Here is a 19,146-nt window from a genome sequence, read left to right on the forward strand (position 1 = left end):
GTGCGGGGGCTCAGCGCTTGAGCCACTTCACCTCGTACCCCGCCATGGTGAACCGTTTGCCGTCGACCTCGGCGCTGACGCGGCGGTCGCGGGTGTTGACCACGAGGACCGCCTCGTCGTCGGCGAGGACGCGGAGGTCCGGCCGGTCGTCGGCGGCGATCGTGACCTTCTCGTACCGCGTGCCGGGGCCGAACTCCGCGCCGAACCGTTCGACGAGTCTCAGCATGGGCAACTCGCGGCCGCCGTCGACGCGTTGGGTAGGCGTCCACAGGCAGCCCGCGCACGTGGCGCCCCGCCTCTGCGGGTTCCAGTAGAAGCCGCTGGTGGCGCCGCCGCGGGCCATCGCCATCAGGCCGGACGCCTGTACGGCGACGCGGTGCGCCTCGGACCAGTCGTCGCGGTTGTCCTGGCTGTCGCCGGGCTCCACGTAGTACTCGGCCCACCACAGGGGCAGGTCGCCGGTCCGCTCGCGCACCCACTCGCCGACGGCCGTCAGCTTGTCGGTGGCCTTGAACTCGTCGGGGAGCATCTCGTCGTCCGCCGTGTAGCTGGCGCCGTCGACGACGACGAAGTCCGCGCCCGCCTTGTGCTCGTTCCAGTACGTGAAGGCGTCGAGGACCCGCTGGTCCAGGCGGCCCCAAGGTCCCTGCACGCGCGAGGCGTTGGCGCTCTGGCGCGGGTGGACGCTGTCCATGACCAGGTAGGGGCCGCCGACCATGATGTCCTTGTCGACCTTTTTCAGCTCCTTGTAGACGAGGTTGTACAGCTCGGTGTAGCCCTCGTGGTCCCAGCGGGCCTTCTCGTCGTTCCAGAAGCCCTTGAACTCGTTCCAGACGATGAAGTGGCGTACGTCGGGGTAGCGCTTGGCGACGGTCGCGGCGAGCTGGGCGAAGTCGTCGTAGTGCTCGGGTTCCGGGGCGGTCTCCAGGGCCTGCCGGCTCCAGTCGGTGTGGTCCGCGCCGGACTCGCCGCCCTTCATCCAGTCCGGGGCGCAGCAGAGCGTGACCACGGGTGTGCCCCCGCTCTCCCGGACGAAGTCGATGCGCCGGTCCATCGCGGAGAAGTCGTAACGCCCCTCGACGGGCTCGGGGTTGCCCGCGCCCCAGCCCATCAGGTGCTGGATCTGCGGGACGGGGGGCCGCCGGCCGGCCAGTTCGGCGCGGACGCGCTCGACGGCCGCCGGCTCGCCCTCGTCCGCGCTGTACTGGGTGTGGGTGAAGCCCCAGCCCACCTCCGGCGCCGTCTCGCCGGGCGGGACGGCGGGGGTGCCGTGCACCTTGGCGCCGTCGGGAGTGGTGCCCGCGGTGCTGCCGCCGTCGCCGGGCAGCGTGGTGGCCAGGGTGACCGCGAGGGCCAGCGCGGCCAGCCCCACGCCGAGCAGTGCGGTGAGCCGCCACCGCCGCGCCCCCGAGAACCACCCATGACGTCCCATCGGCGACCAGCGTATCGGGGGGGTGCCTGCGGTGGGGGCGGGTTTCGCACCACTGCGACGGGTTTCGCACCGCGGCAAACCGGGTGCACGAGGGCGGGTGCGTGCCGGATCATGGCGGCATGCCTGCGAACCCTCACGACGCCCTGCCGATCCGGCTCCACGTCGACGACAGCGACTCCCCGTCGGACGTCGTGGACGCGCTGTTCCTCGGCCGCTTCGCGACGGGCGAGCAGCCCTTCTCGCACAGCGCGAACATCGAACGTGTGAAGAAGGGGTGCACGCTGCTCCCGCCCGGGGCGACGGTGCTGCGCGCGGCCCGCGACGACGACCGCAGCGCGACGCTCGCCGAGGGCGAGGGGTGGACGCTGCTGGTCTCCCGCTGGAACCGCGGCGCGGACGTCACGGTCACGGCGACCACGGCCGACCTCGCCGAGCAGGTCCTCGGGCAGGCCACGGAGGGTGCGCAGGACGAGCCCGAACCCCAGCCGGAGAACGTGACCATGGGGTTCTGGTACGTCTCGCCGCGCCGCGGCCCGCACCGCACCACCCGCCAGATCTCGGCCGGTACGTGGGACGAGGTGCGGCCCAACTACACCGCGCCGGTCGCCGACGCCATGGACAAGCTGATGAAGACGACCCCCGAGGACATCTCGGGTCGTCTGCTCCTGCTGCACGGCCCGCCGGGCACGGGCAAGACGTCGGCGCTGCGGACGCTGGCGCGCTCCTGGCGCGACTGGTGCCAGGTGGACTGCGTCCTGGACCCGGAGCGGCTCTTCAGTGACGTCGGCTATCTGATGGACATCGCGATCGGTGAGGACGACGGCACGGCGAAGGGGCGCTGGCGGCTGCTGCTCCTGGAGGACTGCGACGAACTGATCCGCGGCGAGGCGAAGCACACGGCGGGGCAGGCGCTGTCCCGTCTCCTCAACCTCACGGACGGCCTCCTCGGCCAGGGGCGCAACGTCTTGGTGGGCGTCACGACCAACGAGGACTTGGAGCGCCTGCACCCGGCGGTCGTGCGCCCCGGCCGCTGTCTGGCCCGTATCGAGGTCGGCCCGCTGACCCGTCCCGAGGCCGTGGAGTGGCTCGGCACGGAGGAGGGAGTCTCCCGGGAGGGCGCCACCCTCGCCGAGCTCTTCGCGCTGCGCCGGGGGACGACGCCGACGTCGGTGCCGGACCCGCGGGGAGGGCGCGAGGGGGCGGACGCGGGGCTGTATCTGTGACGCCCCTGTCACTCCGGCCGAACCGCACACCCATGGCGTTTTCGATGACGCGTCCGCCTCCGGATGCCCGTCGGCACCACCGGTCACGACCTGTCCGGACGCTCTGGTGCGCCCCGGCCGGACAGGTCTACGTTCGGCTCCGATGCCCGGACCGGGGCATCTCGACCAAGGGGGAACAATGCGCAAGTTCGCTGCGTCGGCCGCAGGCATGGCCCTCGCCCTCAGCGCCCTCGGACTCACCGTCGCTCCCACCGCCACCGCGGCGACGCCCTGTCCGTCCGGGGCGGTCTGCATCCGTGAGACGAACGGCACCATCCTCAACAAGAACATCTTCTACCGGTACGGCGCCCACAACCTGAACAACGTGACCGGCGAACGTGTGCTCGTCAACAACCAGACGGGAGGCGCCGGCTTCCAGGTCTGCAAGGGGTACAACGGCACCAACTGCTCCGTCGTATCACGCCACGTGGGCGAGTACGCACCGTACGACTTCACGCCGATCAACTCCGTCGTGCTCGTACGCTAAGGCGCGCACGTACGCTAAGGCGCGCACGTGCGTCAAGGCGCGCTCGTGCGGCAAGGGCAGTGTGCCGGGGGGCTCGTCGCGGCTCCCCGGCACGGCGCCGCGGCCGCGCCGGCGCGCTAGCCGGAGGCCCCGTACGCCGCGCGCACGGCGTCGCGTACGGCGGCCAGGGCGTCCTCCTCGGCAAGGCCGAGGCGCCGGACCCGCTCGGCGTACGCCTGCGCGGCGTGGGCCGCCTCCTTCGCGGCGGCGTCCCCCGCGGCGGCGATGAACGTGCCGTTGCGGCCCCGGGTCTCGATGACCCCGTCGGCCTCGAGCGCGCGGTACGCCTTGGCCACGGTGTTCGCCGCGAGCCCCAGCGACTGGGCGAGCCCGCGCACCGTGGGCAGTTTGTGGCCGACGGGCAGCGCGCCCGAGCGTGCCTGCCCGGCGATCTGGGCCCTTACCTGCTCGTACGGCGCGTCGCCCGCGCCCTCGTCGATGTCGATGTGCAGAGTCACGCGGTGATTGTCCCGCACGGCCCCCGGTTCCAGCGGCGCGGACGGCCGCGGAGAGCCGGCGGCCCGCTGACCGGCGGAAAAGAGGAGGCACTCCGGGTCACTCGCCGCGTACCGTGCGGCCCCATGACTGTGATCGTCCGAGCCCTCCGCGCCGACGCCGCCACCGCCCCGGCGGACGACGCGGGTTTCGCCGCCGTACGCCGGGCCTGTGTGCCCGCCATGCTCGCCACTCCCGAGTCGGTCGCCTTCGACCGCGCCCAAGCCCACCCCGACGCCCACTACCGGCAGTTGATCGCCGAGGAGGACGGTGAGGTCATCGGGACGGCGCAGGTGGGCATCGCCTACGACAGCCCCGACCCGGGCCAGGGCTTCGCCAACGTCTACGTGCACCCCGAGCGCCTCGGCGCCGGTGCCGGAACGCTCCTGCTGCGCACGGCCGAGGAGCATCTGGCGGGCGCGGGAGCCACCACGGTCTACTCGTGGGTCCTCGACGAGCCGGCGAACCTCGCCTTCGCCGCCCGCCGCGGCTACCGCGCGAGCCGCCGCGCGCACTTCCTGCGCCTCGACCTCGCGCACGGCACGCTGCCGCCCCGCCGGGAGCCGCCCGCCGGGGTGGAACTGGTCAGCGGCTCGGTGTACGCCGACGACGCGCGGCCGCTCTTCATGCTCGACGCGGAGACGGTGGCGGACGAACCGAGCGATGTGGCCGCGGAGTTCACGGATTACGAGCAGTGGCTCGCCGAGACGTGGCACCACCCGCTGGTCAGCCAGGAGCTGACCACGGTGGCCCTGGTGGACGGCCGCCCCGCGGCGTTCAGCCTGGCCCGCACGGACGGCGCGGGCCGCTACGCCTCCGGCATGACGGGCACCGCCCGCGACCACCGCGGCCGGGGCCTCGCCAAGCTCGCGAAGAACGACTCCCTGCACCGCGCCCGCGCCGCCGGCTGCACGGAGGCGTTCACCGGCAACGACGCGGGGAACGAGCCGATGCTGGCGATCAACGACTGGTTCGGTTACGAGGTGTGCGGTACGGAGGTACGCCATGTCCGAGAGCTCGGCTGACACGCTGGAGGTCGTCCTCGTCAAGGCCGGCCGCACCAAGATCCGCTACCCGGCACGGCTCCTGAGCGACGACGGCACACGCATCACCGTCCGCGCCCCCTGGGCGGCCCCCGGCGCCCGGGACTTCGGCTTCGTCCGCTTCGAGCCGGGCGACGTCTTCACCGAGCACTACTGGCGCGACCGTTGGTACGCGGTCAAGGAGGTCTACGCCGCCGACGGCACCCTCAAGGGCTGGTACTGCGACGTGACGCGCCCCGCGGCCCGCGACGGCGACGCCCTCATGGTGGAGGACCTGGACCTCGACCTGTGGTGCTCGGCGGACGGGGCGACGGTCCTGCGCCTGGACGAGGACGAGTTCGAGGCAAGCGCCCTGCGCACCACGGACCCGGCCGCGGCGGCCGCGGCCCTGCGCGCCCTCGCGGAGCTGGAGTCGCTGGCGCGCGGAGGCCTTCTGCGGACCCTCTGACCACGCGACCGGGGCAGGTTCGCGCAGCTGCTCGATCAGAAAGGTGGGGCGGGGAGGTCTAGCGCGCGGCTTCCGTGGACATCGGTAAGGCAGGGAGGCAGCCATGCGCCGAGTCACCACGCACAAGCCCGCGGTCAAGCCGGTCAGCCGTCGGGTGCGGGAACGCCAGGAAGCCGAGGTTCAGCCCAGGGAGAGGCCGGAGGTCCGCAAGGACGTCCAGCGGACCTGGTGGCCGGACGGGTGAGACGCCGTCAGGACGCGGGCAGCCGCTTGCGGTAGTGCAGGCGGTCGTAGGGGCCTTCGACGCGCCGCTCCACGAGGTCGTATCCGTACCGGGGGTAGATCTTCTGGTTCTCCCACATCAACGCGTTGGTGTAGAGCCGCACTTCCGGGAGGCCGAGGGCACGCGCGTGTGCCTCCACGAAGGCCAGCAGGGCGCGGCCCACCCCCTTGCCCGCGGCGTGGGGGTGGACCGCGATCGACTCCAGGAGGAGATGGGCGTCCTCGCGTGGTGCGGTGCGCGGGACGAGGACCAGGACGCCGACGACCGGGTCCCCGGTGACGTACACCCGCCCCGCCGCCACGTCGGCCGCGTGGTCGGCCTCCATCGGCGCGGGGACGACCCCGATGCGCGCGATGTAGTGGCGGTACGCCGCGTCGGTCACCGCCCGCACGGCGGGCACGTCGGCGGCGGTGGCGGGCCGGATCTCCGCCGGGGCGTCGGGCGTCGTCGAGGTCATGCCTCCACGTCTACGCCGCGGCGCCGGGCCCGCGCCAGTGCCTTCTTCCACAACGGCCACGTCACGATCAGGACGATGAGGCCATGGACCGTGACGGAGAACGGCGTGTCGACGAGCCCGCGGACGCTGCCGTCACTGATCTGGAGGGCGCGCCGCAGCTGTTGTTCGGCGTTGGGGCCGAGGATGACGCCGATGACGGCGGGCAGGACGGGCAGGCCGTAGCGCCGCATGCCGAGGCCGATGAGGCCGATGACGAGCAGGATGACGAGGTCGAGCGGTTCGCCGCCGACCGCGTAGGCGCCGAGCGCCGCGAAGAACAGGATGCCCGCGTAGAGGTAGGGCCGCGGGATGCGCAGCAGCTTCGCCCAGAGGGGGGCGAGGGGCAGGTTCAGGGCGAGCAGGAGCACCATGCCGACGAACAGCGAGGCGATCAGGCCCCAGACCAGGTCGGGTTCGCGTTCGAAGAGCAGCGGGCCGGGCTGGATGCCGTACTGCTCGAAGGCGGCGAGCATCACCGCGGCGACGGCGGTGGTGGGCAGGCCGAGGGTCAGCATGGAGACGAGGGTGCCCGCGGCGGACGCCGACGCCGCCGACTCGGGGCCCGCGACGCCTTCGATGGCGCCCTTGCCCCACTCCTCCTTGTGCCGGGAGAGGCGCTTTTCGGTGACGTAGGAGAGGAAGGTGGGGATCTCCGCGCCGCCGGCCGGGATCGCGCCGAACGGGAAGCCGATGAGGGGGCCGCGCAGCCAGGACTTCCAGGTGCGCCGTACGTCCGCCCTGCCGAGCCAGGGGCGGCCGACGGGGATCGCCTCGGTGCTGGCGCGGCGCAGGTGCGCGGCGACCCACAGCGCCTCGCCGATCGCGAAGAGGCCGACCGCGACGATCACCACGTCGATGCCGTCGGCGAGTTGGAGCGAGCCGAAGGTGAGCCGCTGCTGGCCCGTCATCTGGTCGAGGCCGACCAGGCCGATCGTCAGGCCGATCAGGAGCGAGGCGACGCCGCGGACGCGGGAGGAGCCGAGGACGGAGGTGACCGCGATGAACGCGAGCACCATGAGGGCGAAGTAGTCGGGCGCGCCGATGCCGACGGCGAGGTCGGCGACGGTCGGGGCGAGCGCCACCAGGAGGACCGTGCCGATCATGCCGCCCGCGAAGTGGCCGATGGCGGCGGCCGCGAGGGCCTGGGAGCCGCGTCCCGCCTTGGCCATCGGATGGCCTTCCATGGCGGCGACGACGGCGGCGCTCTCCCCGGGGGTGTTGAGGAGGATCGAGGTGGTGGAGCCGCCGAACATGGCGCCGTAGTAGATGCCGGCGAACATGATGAAGGCACCGGTCGGTTCGAGCCCGTACGTCACGGGGAGCAGCAGGGCGACGGCCATCGCGGGCCCGATGCCGGGCAGCACGCCGATCGCGGTGCCGAGGAGGACGCCGACGGCGGCCCACAGGAGGTTGACCGGGGTGAGGGCCGTGCCGAAGCCGTCCATGAGGGAGGTGAAGGCGTTCATGTCACAGCACTCCCATCAGGGGGCCGCCCGGCAGCGGAACGCCGAGCAGGTTGTTGAAGATCTCGTACGTGACGACGGAGAGCACGGCGGCGATCAGCGGGTCGCGGTCGAGGTGGCGGCTGCCGAGCGCGTACGCGGAGCCCCAGAAGAGCAGGGCGCCGGTGACGGGGAAGCCGAGCGGTTCGATGAGGACGGCGGCGGCGAGGAAGACGCCCGCGAGGAGCAGCACGGTGCGCCAGTCGGCGGGTTCGGACAGGTCGACGTCCTCGCCGCCCTCGGCCTCGCCGCGGCCGCCGCGCAGCACGTCGACGGCGAGCAGGAGGGCGACGACGAGCAGTCCGATGCCGACGGCGACCGGTACGGTCTTGGGGCCGATGGGGCCGCGCTGGGTGATCTCCACGTCCATGGTGAGCGCGTCGGTGAGGACGAGGGCGCCGAGGGCCAGCAGCAGGACGCTGACGCCGAGTTCGGAGTGTTCGCGCAGCCAGGTGCGGCGGTCCGGCCGCTCGCGGGTGGCGTCGGTGGTGGTCACAGTCCCAGCTCCGTCAGGACCGAGACGACGCGCTTGTCCTGGGCGTCGAGGAAGTCGCCGAACTTCTGGCCGGTCAGGAACGCGTCGTCCCAGCCGTTCGTCCTGAGGGACGTGCGCCACTCGGGCGAGGCGTGCAGCTTCTCGACCAGTACGGTGAGCTTCTCGCGCTCGGCGTCGCTGAGGCCGGGCGGGGCGACGATGCCGCGCCAGTTGGTGAAGTTCACGTCGTAGCCGGACTCCTTGAGGGTGGGCCCGTCCAGGCCGCGCACCCGCTTGGGCCCGGTCACGGCGAGCAGCCGCAGTTCCCCGGAGTTGATCTGGTCCAGGTATTCGCCGACCCCGGAGACGCCGAAGGCGACCTTGCTGCCGAGGATGGAGGCGAGGAGTTCGCCGCCGCCGTCGTACGGCACGTAGTTGACCTTCCTCGGCTCGATGCCCGCGGCGCGTGCCATGAGCATCGGGGCCAGGTGGTCAGGACCGCCGGGCGAGGAGCCGCCGCCCACCGGCAGCTTGCCGGGGTTCTTCTTCCAGGCCCGCATCAGCTGGCCGATGGTGCGGTACGGGGAGTCCTTCGCGACCACGACGACGTCCTGCTCCTCGGTGAGCCGGGCGATCGGGGTGGTGTCGGCAAGGGTCTTCGGGGAGTGGTTGGAGCGTGCGGCGCCGACGACGCCGAGCCCCATGGACATCGCCAGCTTGCCGTTGCCGTGCTCGCCGACGAGCCGGGTCAGGCCGACGGTGCCGCCGGCGCCGGGCAGGTTGAACACCTCGATGGTGTGGGTGAGCCCGGCGTCCTCGGCGTTCTTCGCGGCGGTGCGGGCGGTGACGTCGTAGCCGCCGCCGGGGGTGTTGGGGACCATGAGGCGCAGGCCGGGGATCTGGGTGCCGGTCTCGGCACCGCTGCCCGCGGTGAGCAGGGGCGGCGCCACGAGCACGAGGAGCGCGGCACCGAGCAGGGCGAGGGGGGTGCGCAGGCGCACGTGTGCCACCACCTGTCGGCATGGGAGACGGTTGTGAGGTGGCCCACATGGTGCCCGCGCGTCGAGGGCCTGTCTCCCTTCCGGAATCAACGGACGTTGTGGTCGTTGTGGTCGCGCCCATAACCTGCCGCGATGACAAGGGTGCTGGTGGTGGACGACGACTTCATGGTCGCCAGGCTGCACAGCCGGTACGTCGCGGCGGTGGACGGCTGCGCCGTGGTCGGGGTCGCGCACAGCGGCGCCGAGGCGCTCGGCGCGGCGGAGCGGCTCCGCCCCGACCTCGTGCTCCTCGATGTCTATCTGCCCGACATGGACGGCATCGCGGTGCTCCGGGAGCTGCGGGCCGCCGAGGAGCGTGACCCGGCGCGCCGGCCGGTGGACGCGCTGTTCATCACGGCGGCGCGGGACGCGCAGATCGTACGGGCGGCGCTGCGCGCGGGAGCCCTGCACTATCTGATCAAGCCGTTCCACCAGGAGGCGCTGCAGGAGCAGTTGCGGCACGTGGCGGCGGTGCGGGCGCGGCTCGACGGGCTCGGGGAGGCGCGCCAGGAGGACGTGGACCAGATCTTCGGCACGCGGCCGCCCGGCTCCCGGGAGCTGCCGAAGGGTCTGGCGGCGCACACCGCGGAGCTGGTGGAGCGGACCCTGAGGCGGCGTCCCGGGGGCCTGTCGGCGTCGGAGTGCGCGGCGGCGGGCTCGCTCTCCCGCGTGAGCGCCCGCCGCTACCTGGAGTTCTTCGTGGACACCGGCCGCGCCGAGGTGACGCTGCGCTATGGCGGGACGGGGCGGCCGGAGCGGCGGTACCGGTGGCGGGGGTGAGGGCGGCTCAGGGCGTAGCGGCCCGGGGGGACGCCGACCACGCGTTTGAAGTGCCGGTTCAGGTGTGACTGGTCGTAGAAGCCGCAGGCCACCGCCGTCTCGCCGGGCGGCCACCCGTCCAGCAGGAGGCGGCGGGCCCGGTCCACGCGGCGGGCCATCAGGTACTGGTGCGGGGCGATGCCGTATGCCGCGGTGAAGGAGCGCACCAGGTGCGCGGGGTGCGCGTGCAGGAGGGCGGCGGCCTCCTCCAGGGTGAGGCCCTCGACCACGCGGGCGTCGAGGAGTTCGCGCAGGGCGCCCGCGATCCGGCGGTCGGGGGCGGGTCCGGCCGCCCCGGCCAGGCGGGGGCGCAGCCGCTCGCGCAGCCGCTCCGCGACGAGCGCGAGCCGGGCGGCCGCCTCCAGTTCGTCGCCGGGGTGCGCGAGGGCGGTGTGCAGCTGTCCGATGCGGCGCCGCAGCAAGGGGTCGACGAGGTCGGGGCGTCCGCGGCGGGCCCGATGAACGAGGTGTCGAGCGGCCCGTCCTCCGTCGCCTCCAGGTACAGGACGCGTGACCGCGTTCCTCGTGAGCGGGCTCGGCACGCGGCTGCCCGAGCTGGTCGGGGAGCCGTACGAGGACGCCGACGGCACGGCCTACCTGCCGATGTTCCGGCAGCCGGTGCTGGTCCTCCAGGGCGGCGGGGAGGTGCTGGCCGCCGCCCGTGAGCGGGCGCTGGGGCGGGGCCTGCCGTGCTCCGTGTTCACCGCCGACCTCTTCGCCACCGGCAACGACGCCGACAACCGGGCGGCCGTCCGCGCCGTCGCCGGGGACGAGTTGGACGTGGTGGGGCTCGCCGTCCACGGGCCGCGGGGCGCGGTCGACAAGGTGCTGAAGGGAGCGCGGATGCACCCGTGACCTGGGCGCTGCCTGAGCCCTTGGTTAGCGCTTCCTTAAACGCGCCATAAGGATCTCCGCTCCCCGTCCTCAGCAGGGATTTCACGGATTTCAGGGGCTAGCTTTCTGATCACCGGGGCGGTGCCGGACCGTCGGTGCCGCTGGTGATCGGGGGGCGGTGCCGCCCGTTCGCCACCGCCCCGCGCCCCCCTGAACCGCCGTTCGAGGAGAACCCGCATGCCCGCACGCCACAAGCTCGCCGCGATCGCCGCCGTCGGGGCCGCCCCGCTCGCCCTGACCGCCCTGTCGGCGGCTCCCGCGGCCGCGCACGGCTCGATGACGGACCCGGTCAGCCGGGTCTCCGCCTGCTTCCAGGAGGGCCCGGAGTCCCCCAGGTCGGCCGCCTGCAAGGCCGCCGTCGCCGCGAGCGGCACGCAGGCCTTCTACGACTGGAACGGCGTCAACATCGCCAACGCCGCCGGGAAGTCGAAGCGGATCATCCCCGACGGCAAGCTGTGCAGCGCCGGGAACGACAAGTACAAGGGCCTCGACCTGCCGCGCGCCGACTGGCCGTCCAGCAAGCTGTCCTCCGGGAAGCACACCTTCCACTACAAGGGCACGGCCCCGCACCGGGGTTCCTTCGAGCTGTACGTCACGAAGGCCTCGTACGACCCGACGAAGCCCCTGAAGTGGTCGGACCTGGAGAAGAAGCCCTTCGTCAAGGTCACCGACCCGAAGATGGTGAACGGCGACTACGTCTTCGACGGGAAGATCCCCGCCCGGTCGGGCCGTCACCTCATCTACTCGATCTGGCAGCGCTCGGACTCCCCCGAGGCGTTCTACACCTGCTCCGACGTCGTCTTCGGCAAGGACACCGGCGGCTCCGGCGCGGCTCCCGCCCCGGCGGCGTCGGCCCCCTCGGACGAGGAGATCGCGGCGGGCGCCGAGAAGTCCACGGTCGAGCACCACGGCCACGGCGACTCCGACGCGAGGACGGGCGCCAAGGCCACGGAGGCCGCCCCGGCCGCCGGTGCCGGTACCGATGCCGGGCCCGGGGAGGCTTCGGAGGCTACCGCGGCTTCCGCGGGTTCCGGCAACGCGCCCGAGGTGAACGGCGGTGCCGAGAAGCCCGCCACCGCCGCCGACGCCGGCCTCGCCGAGACCGGCGGTGACAGCACCACGCCGTACATCGCGATCGGCGGCGCCGCCGCTCTCGCCGTCGGTGCCGCGGCGATGTTCGCCACGACGCGCCGCCGCGCGGCGGGACGCCACGGCCGCTGAGCCGTCTCGTCAGCCCTCCCCCGCCGTCACGACAGGCAGGAGCTCGGGGTGGCGTGCGCCGGATCGAGGGCGTTCGCCACCTCGTGGTGGGCGACGCGGTCCACGATGCCGACGGCCACGTGCTCGGAGACGTCGGCGCGGCACAGATCCTGGACGGTCACGTTGCGCACGCCGGGGCCGTCGAGGAACTGGCTGCGGTACGGGGTGACCACCTCGTCGTACTTGGTGGCGATGACGGTGTAGCGCACGCCCGGCACGGTGTCGCCGCCCGCGTTGAGCCTGGTCAGGAAGGGCGATCCGGCCACCTGGTCGGCCAGCGCGGGCGTCTTCGTGGTCAGCAGGTCCTCGATGCCCGGGAAGTGCGGCAGCAGCTTGGTGAGGCCGAGCAGCGTCGTGCCGTGGTTGTCGGGCGCGAGGCCGATGAGGGCGTTCACCTCGGCGGCGCCGCCCAGGAACTTGAGGTAGTGACGGGGCATCATGCCGCCCTGCGAGTGGCCGACGAGGTCCGCCTCCTTGGCGCTCGTCGAGGCGAGCACCTTGTCGACGAAGGCGTCGAGCTGCTCGGCCGACTTCTCGATGGGGCCGAGGCCGTGGAAGAACGGCACGTCCTTCAACTGACCGTAGTCCAGGGAGTAGACGCAGTAGCCGCGCGCGACGAGGTAGGGCGCGAGGACGAGCCAGTTGTCGACGGAGTTCCCGAAGGTGCCGTGCACGAGGACGACCGGGCGGGGGTGCGCGGCGGACGGCTTGCAGTCGTAGTCGTTCCAGCCCCTCGACACGGAGGCGGTGGCGGCCGGCGCGGCGGTGTCGGCCGCGGCCGCCGGGGCGAGGGTGGTGGCCGCGCCCGTGACGAGCAGGGCGGCGGCGAACGCGCGCAGGGCGCGTCTCCAGGGCAGCATCGTGGGGTCTCCTTGCGGCTCAAGGGAGGTGCGGGAGTGGCGATGGTGCGGTGGCGGGGGCGCCCTGGGGTCCGGATCACCAGGTCGACGCGGGAACTCGCCCAGTTGTTGCGTGCACGACAAGCTACGCGTGAGTACGCGAAGAGTGAAGCCGCGCGGCGGCAGAACTTCCAGCGTTCACTGGCAGGGTTCAGGGGCCAGTGCGGGTCGGCTCACCGCGGCGGCGCCACCAGGCCCGCCTCGTACGCGATGATGACCAGCTGGACCCGGTCGCGGGCCCCGAGCTTGGTGAACAGCCGCGCCACGTGCGCCTTCACCGTGGCCACGGTGATGTACAGCTGGGCGGCCACCTCGGCGTTGGACAGACCACGCCCCACGAGGGTCAGGACCTCGCGCTCCCGGTCGGTGATGCCCTCCACGCCCCCCGCGCCGCGCGTGGCTCTGACAGCGGGCCGGGCGCACCAGGCCACCGGCGTCAGCCACGTACGCGCCCCTGACCTGGGCATCGGCCCTCGGGCTTACGTCCACGGGCTACCCCGGGAAGCATCGGGCGGCGTTGTCAGTGCCTCCTCCTAGAGTGCAATCACTTCGGCAAGCTGCCTCGGCAAGCCGCCTCGTAGAAGGAGCAGAGCCATGTCCGCACACAGAATCCAGCACAAGGTCAATCACGTCGCGCTGGTCGTGGACTGTTCGGGTTCCATGCGTCCGCACCAGGACCAACTGGTGCGTGTCGTGGACGAGTTCGTGGCCGGCCTCAAGGCCGAGTCGGACAGCCTCGGCCACGAGACCCGGATCAGCCTCTACTCCTTCGACCACCGGGTGGAGAACCTGGTGTGGGACATGGACGTGAAGCATCTGCCGTCCATGCGCGGCCTGTACCGGGTCAACAACGGCGCCACGGCCCTCATCGAGGCCTCCCTGAAGTCCCTCGACGACCTGGGGCACATATGGGAGGAGTACGGCGAGCACAGCTTCCTCCAGATCGTGGTGACGGACGGCGAGGAGAACGCCTCGGGCGGGGACCGGCGCCACGACGGCGACATGACCATCCTCGGCCCGTGGCTCGACAGGATCGCGGCGAAGATGGGCGGGCTTCCCGAGCACTGGACGTCCGCGATCCTCGTGCCGAACTCCCTGGCCAAGCGGACCGCGCAGAACTACGGCTTCCCGGCCGGGAACATCGCCATCTGGGACGCGGATTCCCAGGAGGGCGTCGAGGAGGCCATCGGCACGGTGCGCGCCGCCGCCACCAGCTTCCTGCGGGCCCGCGAGAAGGGTGTGCGCGGCACGAAGAACCTCTTCGCCGTCGGCCAGGACATATCGATCGACGAGGTGCGGGCGAACCTCGAACCGATTCCGGCGAACAAGTACCGGCTCCTGAAGGTGGACAAGGAGGTCGAGATCCGTCCCTTCGTCGACTCGCACCCGGGCGTGACGTACGAACGCGGCGCGTGCTACTACCAGTTGGGTGCCCGCGCGCAGGTCCAGCCGGACAAGGAGGTCATCGTGGTCGAGAAGGACACCGACCGCGCCTACACCGGCGACGCGGCGCGCAGCCTCCTGTTCGGCACGGGCATCCAGGGCACCGTCTCGGTGAAGGCGGGGAACAACCCCAAGCTGGAGGTCTATGTGCAGAGCCGTTCGGTGAACAGGAAGCTCAAGCCGAACACACGGCTGCTCATCATGCTCTGAAGGCGCCGCGAAGGCGTTCCGCGGTCCCGCGCCGCGCGGCGCGGCTCACGCCGCCAGCGTTCCCGGCACGATCGCGCCGGGCCCGAACTTCTCCCGGGCCCGGTCGGCCACCTCCTCGATGCGGCGGGCCTTCTCGTCCGCGGGGTCGAACGTCAGCTGGTGGGCGGTGCGTTCGGCCGGGCCGAGCCCCTCGGCGCGCAGCCCGATGGCGCGCACCCGGGCCCGTTGCAGGCCGAGCGCCTCGTACATGCGGTACGCGGCCGTGGTCAGCGCGGTGGAGTGCGCGGTCGGCTCGGGCAGGGCCCGGGTCCGGACGGTCGTGCTCCGGTCCGCGTACCGCACGGTGAGGGTCAGCGCGCGGCACACCTGGTCCTCGCCGCGCATCCTGATGCCCAGCTCCTCGGCGCCGGAGAGCAGGGCGCGGCGGTGCCGGAAGGGGTCCACCTCATCGCGGGGGAAGGGGCGTTCGGCGGCGATCGAGCGGGCCGCGGAGTTCGGTACGACCCCGGTGCGGTCGATGCCCCGCGCCTTCTCGCGCAGCTCGCGGCCCGCGCGGGCGCCGACCAGCCGCTGCAGGGTGGACAGCGGTGCGGCGGCGACCTTCCCGAGGGAGTCGAGGCCGTACTCGCACAGGGTGCGGGCGGTGGCGCGGCCGATGCCGGGCAGTTCGCCGACCGGCCTGCCGGCGAGGAACTCGCGTACCCCGTCCGGCCCTTCGGGCACGGCGCGGGTCACGCCGGGGGCGGCGCCACGGGCGGCCATCCGCGCCAGCATCGGGCCGGGCCCGGCGCCGATCGCGCACTCGACCCCGTACAGCGCGAGTGCCCGCACCCGGATCAGCGCGGCCATCTCGACGGCGCTCCGGCCGAAGTAGCGCCGGGCGCCGCGGACGTCCAGGAGGGCGGCGTCGGGCGGGAGCGCCTCGACCTGCGGGGTGAACTCGCCGAGCAGGTCGACCAGTTGGGGCAGCAGCGCTTCATACATGGGCTCCAGCAGGAACCGCACGTAGAGGGTGCTCACGGTGCCGCCGGGGGCAGTGGGGTCGGTGCGGTCGGTGTCGAAGGTGTTCATCCCGCGCTCCCCGGACTCTGGTGCCACAGCTTCCTGCTCGTGCCCGCCGACCCTTCGCCCGCCGGGCGCAGGTCCGCCCAGGGGTGCATCTCGTACCCCGTGGCCATGCGGATGCGACGGCCGCCCGCGACCGGGTCCGGGTCGGGGCCCTGCCCGGGGTTCGGCTCGGGCTCGGGCTTCGGCTCGGACGCGGGGTCGAGTCCGGGCTCCGCCAGGCGCAGCGCCACCGCGTCGAGGCCGCCCTCCTCGCGCACCTCCACCAGCTCCGCCAGGTTCCACGCCGCCGAGCCGACGATGCTGAGGCTGCGCGGCCCGCGGCGCTGCACCACGCCGCGCACCAGCAGCAGCCAGGAGTGGAAGACGGTGTGCGCGCACCGCTCGTGCGCGTCGTCGAAGAAGGCCAGGTCGACCAGGCCCGTGCCGTCGTCAAGGGTGGTGAAGATGACCCGCCTGCCGGAGCGGATCGGCGGGGTCTGCGTGGCGGCCTTGGCGCCCGCGACCAGGACGGTCGCGCCGTGCTCGGCCTCGCGCAGCCGCCGGGCGCTGAGGACGCCCAGCTCGGCCAGGAAGGCGCCGTGGTCCGCCATGAGGTGGCGCGAGGAGTCCATGCCGAGGACGCCCAGCTCGGCGCTGAGCCGCTCCGCGTCGTCGAGGTCGGGCAGCCCGGCGGAGGCCGTCCGCCGCCCGCCGGCCAGGGGGAGCTGGGCCCCGGCCGCCGCCCGGCTGCCGCGCCGCAGTTCGGTCAGGTGCAGTTGCAGGTCGCGGCGGTTGGCGCCGAACGCGTCGAGCGCGCCGACCTGGGCGAGCCGTTGCGCGACCGGCTTCGAGGGCCTGGCCCGCTCCCAGAAGTCGACGAGGGAGGCGTACGGCTGCCCGTCCGCGATGCGCGCGGCCTCGGCCTCGCTGATGCCGTGGACATCGGAGAGGGCGAGCCGCAGGCCCCACACGTCCCGAGGCCCCGAGTTATCAGACACCAGTTCGATACGGTGTGCGACCGCCGACCGGTTCACGTCCAGCGGCAGGATCGGCACCCCGCGCCGCCGCGCGTCCGCGAGCAGCAGCCGCTTCGGGTACATGCCGGGGTCGTGCGTGAGCAGCCCGGCGTAGAACGCGGCCGGGTGATGGGCCTTCAGCCACGCCGACTGGTACGTCGGCACCGCGAAGGCCACGGCGTGCGCCTTGCAGAAGCCGTACGACCCGAAGGTCTCGACGATCTCCCAGGCGCGGGCGATGGTCTCGGCGCCGTACCCCTTGGCCGCCGCGTGCTGCGCGAACCAGAACCGGATGCGCCCCTGCGACTCGGGGTCGGAGAGCCCGCGCCGCACCCGGTCCGCCTCGTCGCGCCCGCAGCCGGTCATGATGTCCACGATGTGGATGATCTGCTCGTGGAAGACGACGACGCCGTACGTCTCCTTCAGCGGCTCCGCGAGGTCCGGGTGCGGGTAGCGGACGGGAGCGCGGCCGTGCCGGGCCTCGATGAAGGGCCGCACCATGTCGGCCGCGACCGGGCCCGGCCGGAACAGCGAGATGTCGACCACGAGGTCGTGGAAGGTCGAGGGCTGAAGCCGTCCGACCAGGTCCCGCTGGCCCGGCGACTCGATCTGGAAGCAGCCGAGCGTCTCGGTGGACCGGATGAGCCGGTACGTCGCCGGGTCGCCCGGCTCCACCGCGTCCAGGTCGACCCGCTCCCCCGTGGCCCGCTCGACCTCCGTCACCGCGTGCGCCATCGCCGACTGCATCCGCACGCCGAGCACGTCCAGCTTGAGCAGGCCGAGGTCCTCCACGTCCTCCTTGTCGAACTGCGACATGGGCAGGCCCTCGCCGCTGGTGGGCACGACGGGTGTGCGCGCGAGCAGCGAGGCGTCGGAGAGCAGCACCCCGCACGGGTGCATGGCGACGCCGCGCGGCAGCCCGTCCAGCGCCTCGACCAGCTCCCACAGCCGGTCGCGGTCGCCGAACTCCTTTGCCACCGCCCGCAGTTCGGGCAGTTCCGCCAGGGCGGCGCGGGCGTCGCGGGCGCGGATGTGCGGGAAGGCCTTGGCGACGCGGTCGATGTCGGCCGGGTCCATGGACAGGGCGGCGCCCACGTCGCGCAGGGCATGGCGCACCCGGTAGGTCTCGGGCATGGAGACGGTCGCGACCCGCTCGGTGCCGAAGCGGCCGATGATCGCGCGGTAGACCTCCAGGCGGCGGGCGGACTCCACGTCGATGTCGATGTCCGGCAGGACGTGCCGCCGCTTGGACAGGAAGCGTTCCATGAGCAGCCCGTGTTCGACGGGGTCGGCGTGCGCGATGCCGATGAGGTGGTTGACGAGGGACCCGGCGCCGGAGCCGCGCGCCGCGACCCGGATGCCCATGCCGCGTACGTCGTCGACCACTTGGGCCACGGTGAGGAAGTAGGAGGCGTAGCCGTGGTGGGCGATGATGTCCAGCTCGTGGTGCATGCGCTCCCAGTAGTCGCGCCGGGAGTCGTAGCCCCGCAGCACCATGCCCGCCGCCGCCCGGGAGGCGAGGACGCGCTGGGCGGTGCGCCGCCCGGCGCCGACCAGGCGCGGCTCGGGGAAGTGCACGGTGCCGATGCCGATGTCGTCCTCGGGGTCGACCAGGCACGCGGCGGCCACCGCCTGGGTCTGTTCGATCAGGCGGTGCGCGGTGTCGCGGCGGAAGCCCGCGGCCTCGACGACGCGTTCGGCGACGCGCAGCATGGCGTCGGCGCCCTTCAGCCAGCGTTCGCCGCTGTCCAGTTCCTTGGTCGGGTCGACGGGGACGAGGCGGCGCGCGGCGTCCAGGACGTCGGCGACGGGGCCCTGCCCGGCGTCGGCGTAGCGCACGGCGTTGCTCAGGACGGGCCGCATCCCTTGCTCGGCGGCGAAGCCGACGGTGCGGGCGGCCAGGCGCAGCGAACCGGGTCCGGTGCCCTCGCGGCCGTGCCAGACGGACTCCAGGCGCAGGTCGTCGCCGTACCGCTCACGCCAGGGCGCGAGGAGGCGGGCGGCCCGGTCGGGGCGCCCGGCGGCGAGCGCGCGCCCCACGTCGGAGGCGGGGCCGAGCAGCACGGTCAGGCCCTCGCCGTGGTTCTCCCGCCAGGGCAGGACGGGCTGCCCACCCGTGGTGCCGTCGCCGGTGTCGGCACGGTGCGCGGCGGTGACCAGGCGGCAGAGCGCGGCCCAGCCGGTGGCGCCGTCGCGGGCGAGGAAGGTCACGCGGGGGGTCGACTCGTCGATGAAGGCGCCGCCGCGCACGGGGGCGCGCCGCCGCTCGCCCTTGGCGGGGGCGGGTTCCGCCACCGCCAGCTCGGTGCCGAAGAGCGGCCGTACCCCCGCCTTCGCGCAGGCCTTGGCGAACCGGACCGTGCCCGCGAGGGTGTCCCGGTCGGTGAGCGCGAGGGCGTCCATGCCCCGGTCGGCGGCGCGCTCGGCGAGCCGCTCCGGGTGCGAGGCGCCGTACCGCAGGGAGAACCCGGAGACGGTGTGCAGATGCGTGAAGCCGGGCACACGCACCTCCTGTAACCCTGAACCGATCCGATCTCGTATCCCCCGCCTCCACCA

Annotated in this window: 18 protein-coding genes and 2 pseudogenes; 9 read left to right on the plus strand and 11 right to left on the minus strand. The window is 73.1% G+C overall.

Annotation, left to right across the window (positions count from 1 at the left end):
• Positions 1-10 precede the first annotated feature (10 nt).
• Positions 11-1,432 carry a GH39 family glycosyl hydrolase gene (locus J2N69_RS06870; protein WP_230899938.1) on the minus strand — a complete coding sequence of 474 codons (1,422 nt, stop codon included), beginning with the start codon at positions 1,430-1,432 and terminating at the stop codon, positions 11-13.
• Between the two features lie 119 nt (positions 1,433-1,551).
• On the opposite strand from J2N69_RS06870, the gene J2N69_RS06875 reads away from it, so the two are divergent.
• Complete coding sequence (locus J2N69_RS06875) at positions 1,552-2,655, plus strand: DUF5925 domain-containing protein (protein WP_230899939.1); 1,104 nt, start codon at positions 1,552-1,554, stop codon at positions 2,653-2,655.
• Between the two features lie 178 nt (positions 2,656-2,833).
• The gene (locus tag J2N69_RS06880; RefSeq protein WP_127909297.1) at positions 2,834-3,181 is read left to right on the plus strand and encodes a hypothetical protein; all 348 of its coding nucleotides are present in this window, start codon (positions 2,834-2,836) and stop codon (positions 3,179-3,181) included.
• A 116-nt stretch (positions 3,182-3,297) separates the two neighbouring features.
• On the opposite strand, the gene J2N69_RS06885 is transcribed toward J2N69_RS06880, so the two are convergent.
• On the minus strand, positions 3,298-3,678 hold the full coding sequence (locus J2N69_RS06885) for a GntR family transcriptional regulator (RefSeq protein WP_230899940.1): 381 nt from the start codon (positions 3,676-3,678) through the stop codon (positions 3,298-3,300).
• 123 nt (positions 3,679-3,801) lie between these two features.
• Between J2N69_RS06885 and J2N69_RS06890 the strand changes: the two genes are divergently transcribed.
• From J2N69_RS06890 to J2N69_RS06900, 3 genes are all read left to right on the plus strand, one after another.
• A complete protein-coding gene (locus tag J2N69_RS06890) occupies positions 3,802-4,740 on the plus strand; it encodes a GNAT family N-acetyltransferase (RefSeq protein ID WP_230899941.1) in 939 nt (312 codons plus the stop codon).
• Positions 4,721-5,206, plus strand: a complete 486-nt coding sequence (locus J2N69_RS06895; RefSeq protein ID WP_230899942.1) for a ribonuclease FAU-1 family protein — start codon at positions 4,721-4,723, stop codon at positions 5,204-5,206. The genes J2N69_RS06890 and J2N69_RS06895 overlap by 20 nt, the downstream gene beginning before the upstream one ends.
• Positions 5,207-5,309: 103 nt before the next feature.
• Entirely contained in the window at positions 5,310-5,450 is a 141-nt protein-coding gene (locus tag J2N69_RS06900) for a hypothetical protein (protein WP_167515822.1), read from the plus strand.
• Between the two features lie 7 nt (positions 5,451-5,457).
• Here J2N69_RS06900 and J2N69_RS06905 read toward each other — a convergent pair whose 3' ends face one another.
• The 4 genes from J2N69_RS06905 to J2N69_RS06920 are packed head-to-tail and all read right to left on the minus strand — an operon-like array spanning position 5,458 to position 8,963.
• On the minus strand, positions 5,458-5,946 hold the full coding sequence (locus J2N69_RS06905; protein ID WP_230899943.1) for a GNAT family N-acetyltransferase: 489 nt from the start codon (positions 5,944-5,946) through the stop codon (positions 5,458-5,460).
• Positions 5,943-7,451 carry a tripartite tricarboxylate transporter permease gene (locus J2N69_RS06910; RefSeq protein WP_230899944.1) on the minus strand — a complete coding sequence of 503 codons (1,509 nt, stop codon included), beginning with the start codon at positions 7,449-7,451 and terminating at the stop codon, positions 5,943-5,945. Before J2N69_RS06910 ends, J2N69_RS06905 begins: the two co-directional genes overlap by 4 nt.
• A 1-nt stretch (position 7,452) precedes the next feature.
• Positions 7,453-7,983: a tripartite tricarboxylate transporter TctB family protein gene (locus J2N69_RS06915; protein ID WP_127909293.1), complete on the minus strand. Its 531-nt coding sequence runs from the start codon at positions 7,981-7,983 to the stop codon at positions 7,453-7,455.
• Complete coding sequence (locus tag J2N69_RS06920; RefSeq protein WP_230899945.1) at positions 7,980-8,963, minus strand: Bug family tripartite tricarboxylate transporter substrate binding protein; 984 nt, start codon at positions 8,961-8,963, stop codon at positions 7,980-7,982. Before J2N69_RS06920 ends, J2N69_RS06915 begins: the two co-directional genes overlap by 4 nt.
• Before the next feature lie 132 nt (positions 8,964-9,095).
• Between J2N69_RS06920 and J2N69_RS06925 the strand changes: the two genes are divergently transcribed.
• The gene (locus tag J2N69_RS06925) at positions 9,096-9,782 is read left to right on the plus strand and encodes a response regulator (protein WP_230899946.1); all 687 of its coding nucleotides are present in this window, start codon (positions 9,096-9,098) and stop codon (positions 9,780-9,782) included.
• Here the strand turns inward: J2N69_RS06925 and J2N69_RS06930 are convergent.
• Positions 9,734-10,356: pseudogene (locus J2N69_RS06930) on the minus strand (helix-turn-helix transcriptional regulator); the annotation flags it as partial. The gene J2N69_RS06925 and the pseudogene J2N69_RS06930 sit on opposite strands and share 49 nt — an antisense overlap.
• Here J2N69_RS06930 and J2N69_RS06935 point away from each other — a divergent pair.
• Together J2N69_RS06935 and J2N69_RS06940 are read left to right on the plus strand one after the other, a co-directional pair.
• Positions 10,332-10,676: a DUF2000 domain-containing protein gene (locus J2N69_RS06935; protein WP_230899947.1), complete on the plus strand. Its 345-nt coding sequence runs from the start codon at positions 10,332-10,334 to the stop codon at positions 10,674-10,676. The pseudogene J2N69_RS06930 and the gene J2N69_RS06935 sit on opposite strands and share 25 nt — an antisense overlap.
• Before the next feature lie 216 nt (positions 10,677-10,892).
• Positions 10,893-11,936, plus strand: coding sequence for a lytic polysaccharide monooxygenase auxiliary activity family 9 protein (locus J2N69_RS06940; protein ID WP_230899948.1), 1,044 nt, complete (start codon positions 10,893-10,895; stop codon positions 11,934-11,936).
• 26 nt (positions 11,937-11,962) lie between these two features.
• Here J2N69_RS06940 and J2N69_RS06945 read toward each other — a convergent pair whose 3' ends face one another.
• Together J2N69_RS06945 and J2N69_RS06950 are read right to left on the minus strand one after the other, a co-directional pair.
• Positions 11,963-12,835, minus strand: a complete 873-nt coding sequence (locus J2N69_RS06945; protein WP_230899949.1) for an esterase/lipase family protein — start codon at positions 12,833-12,835, stop codon at positions 11,963-11,965.
• 212 nt (positions 12,836-13,047) lie between these two features.
• Positions 13,048-13,254: pseudogene (locus J2N69_RS06950) on the minus strand (response regulator transcription factor); the annotation flags it as partial.
• 214 nt (positions 13,255-13,468) lie between these two features.
• On the opposite strand from J2N69_RS06950, the gene J2N69_RS06955 reads away from it, so the two are divergent.
• The gene (locus tag J2N69_RS06955; protein ID WP_230899950.1) at positions 13,469-14,527 is read left to right on the plus strand and encodes a vWA domain-containing protein; all 1,059 of its coding nucleotides are present in this window, start codon (positions 13,469-13,471) and stop codon (positions 14,525-14,527) included.
• Between the two features lie 45 nt (positions 14,528-14,572).
• Here J2N69_RS06955 and J2N69_RS06960 read toward each other — a convergent pair whose 3' ends face one another.
• Both J2N69_RS06960 and J2N69_RS06965 read right to left on the minus strand, forming a co-directional pair.
• Positions 14,573-15,547, minus strand: a complete 975-nt coding sequence (locus tag J2N69_RS06960; protein WP_230904614.1) for a DNA polymerase Y family protein — start codon at positions 15,545-15,547, stop codon at positions 14,573-14,575.
• Between the two features lie 47 nt (positions 15,548-15,594).
• On the minus strand, positions 15,595-19,092 hold the full coding sequence (locus J2N69_RS06965; protein ID WP_230899951.1) for a DNA polymerase III subunit alpha: 3,498 nt from the start codon (positions 19,090-19,092) through the stop codon (positions 15,595-15,597).
• Positions 19,093-19,146 lie beyond the last annotated feature (54 nt).

Source organism: Streptomyces huasconensis (assembly GCF_021028635.1).
GTDB classification, from domain to species: Bacteria; Actinomycetota; Actinomycetes; order Streptomycetales; family Streptomycetaceae; genus Streptomyces; species Streptomyces huasconensis.

Excerpts from the sequence above, each read along its gene's own strand:
- J2N69_RS06955 (WP_230899950.1), top strand. The coding sequence starts at position 13,469 with ATGTCCGCACACAGAATCCAGCACAAGGTCAATCACGTCGCGCTGGTC.
- J2N69_RS06945 (WP_230899949.1), bottom strand. The coding sequence starts at position 12,835 with ATGCTGCCCTGGAGACGCGCCCTGCGCGCGTTCGCCGCCGCCCTGCTC.
- J2N69_RS06905 (WP_230899943.1), bottom strand. The coding sequence starts at position 5,946 with ATGACCTCGACGACGCCCGACGCCCCGGCGGAGATCCGGCCCGCCACC.
- J2N69_RS06870 (WP_230899938.1), bottom strand. The coding sequence starts at position 1,432 with ATGGGACGTCATGGGTGGTTCTCGGGGGCGCGGCGGTGGCGGCTCACC.
- J2N69_RS06880 (WP_127909297.1), top strand. The coding sequence starts at position 2,834 with ATGCGCAAGTTCGCTGCGTCGGCCGCAGGCATGGCCCTCGCCCTCAGC.
- J2N69_RS06890 (WP_230899941.1), top strand. The coding sequence starts at position 3,802 with ATGACTGTGATCGTCCGAGCCCTCCGCGCCGACGCCGCCACCGCCCCG.
- J2N69_RS06940 (WP_230899948.1), top strand. The coding sequence starts at position 10,893 with ATGCCCGCACGCCACAAGCTCGCCGCGATCGCCGCCGTCGGGGCCGCC.
- J2N69_RS06910 (WP_230899944.1), bottom strand. The coding sequence starts at position 7,451 with ATGAACGCCTTCACCTCCCTCATGGACGGCTTCGGCACGGCCCTCACC.
- J2N69_RS06925 (WP_230899946.1), top strand. The coding sequence starts at position 9,096 with ATGACAAGGGTGCTGGTGGTGGACGACGACTTCATGGTCGCCAGGCTG.
- J2N69_RS06900 (WP_167515822.1), top strand. The coding sequence starts at position 5,310 with ATGCGCCGAGTCACCACGCACAAGCCCGCGGTCAAGCCGGTCAGCCGT.
- J2N69_RS06875 (WP_230899939.1), top strand. The coding sequence starts at position 1,552 with ATGCCTGCGAACCCTCACGACGCCCTGCCGATCCGGCTCCACGTCGAC.
- J2N69_RS06895 (WP_230899942.1), top strand. The coding sequence starts at position 4,721 with ATGTCCGAGAGCTCGGCTGACACGCTGGAGGTCGTCCTCGTCAAGGCC.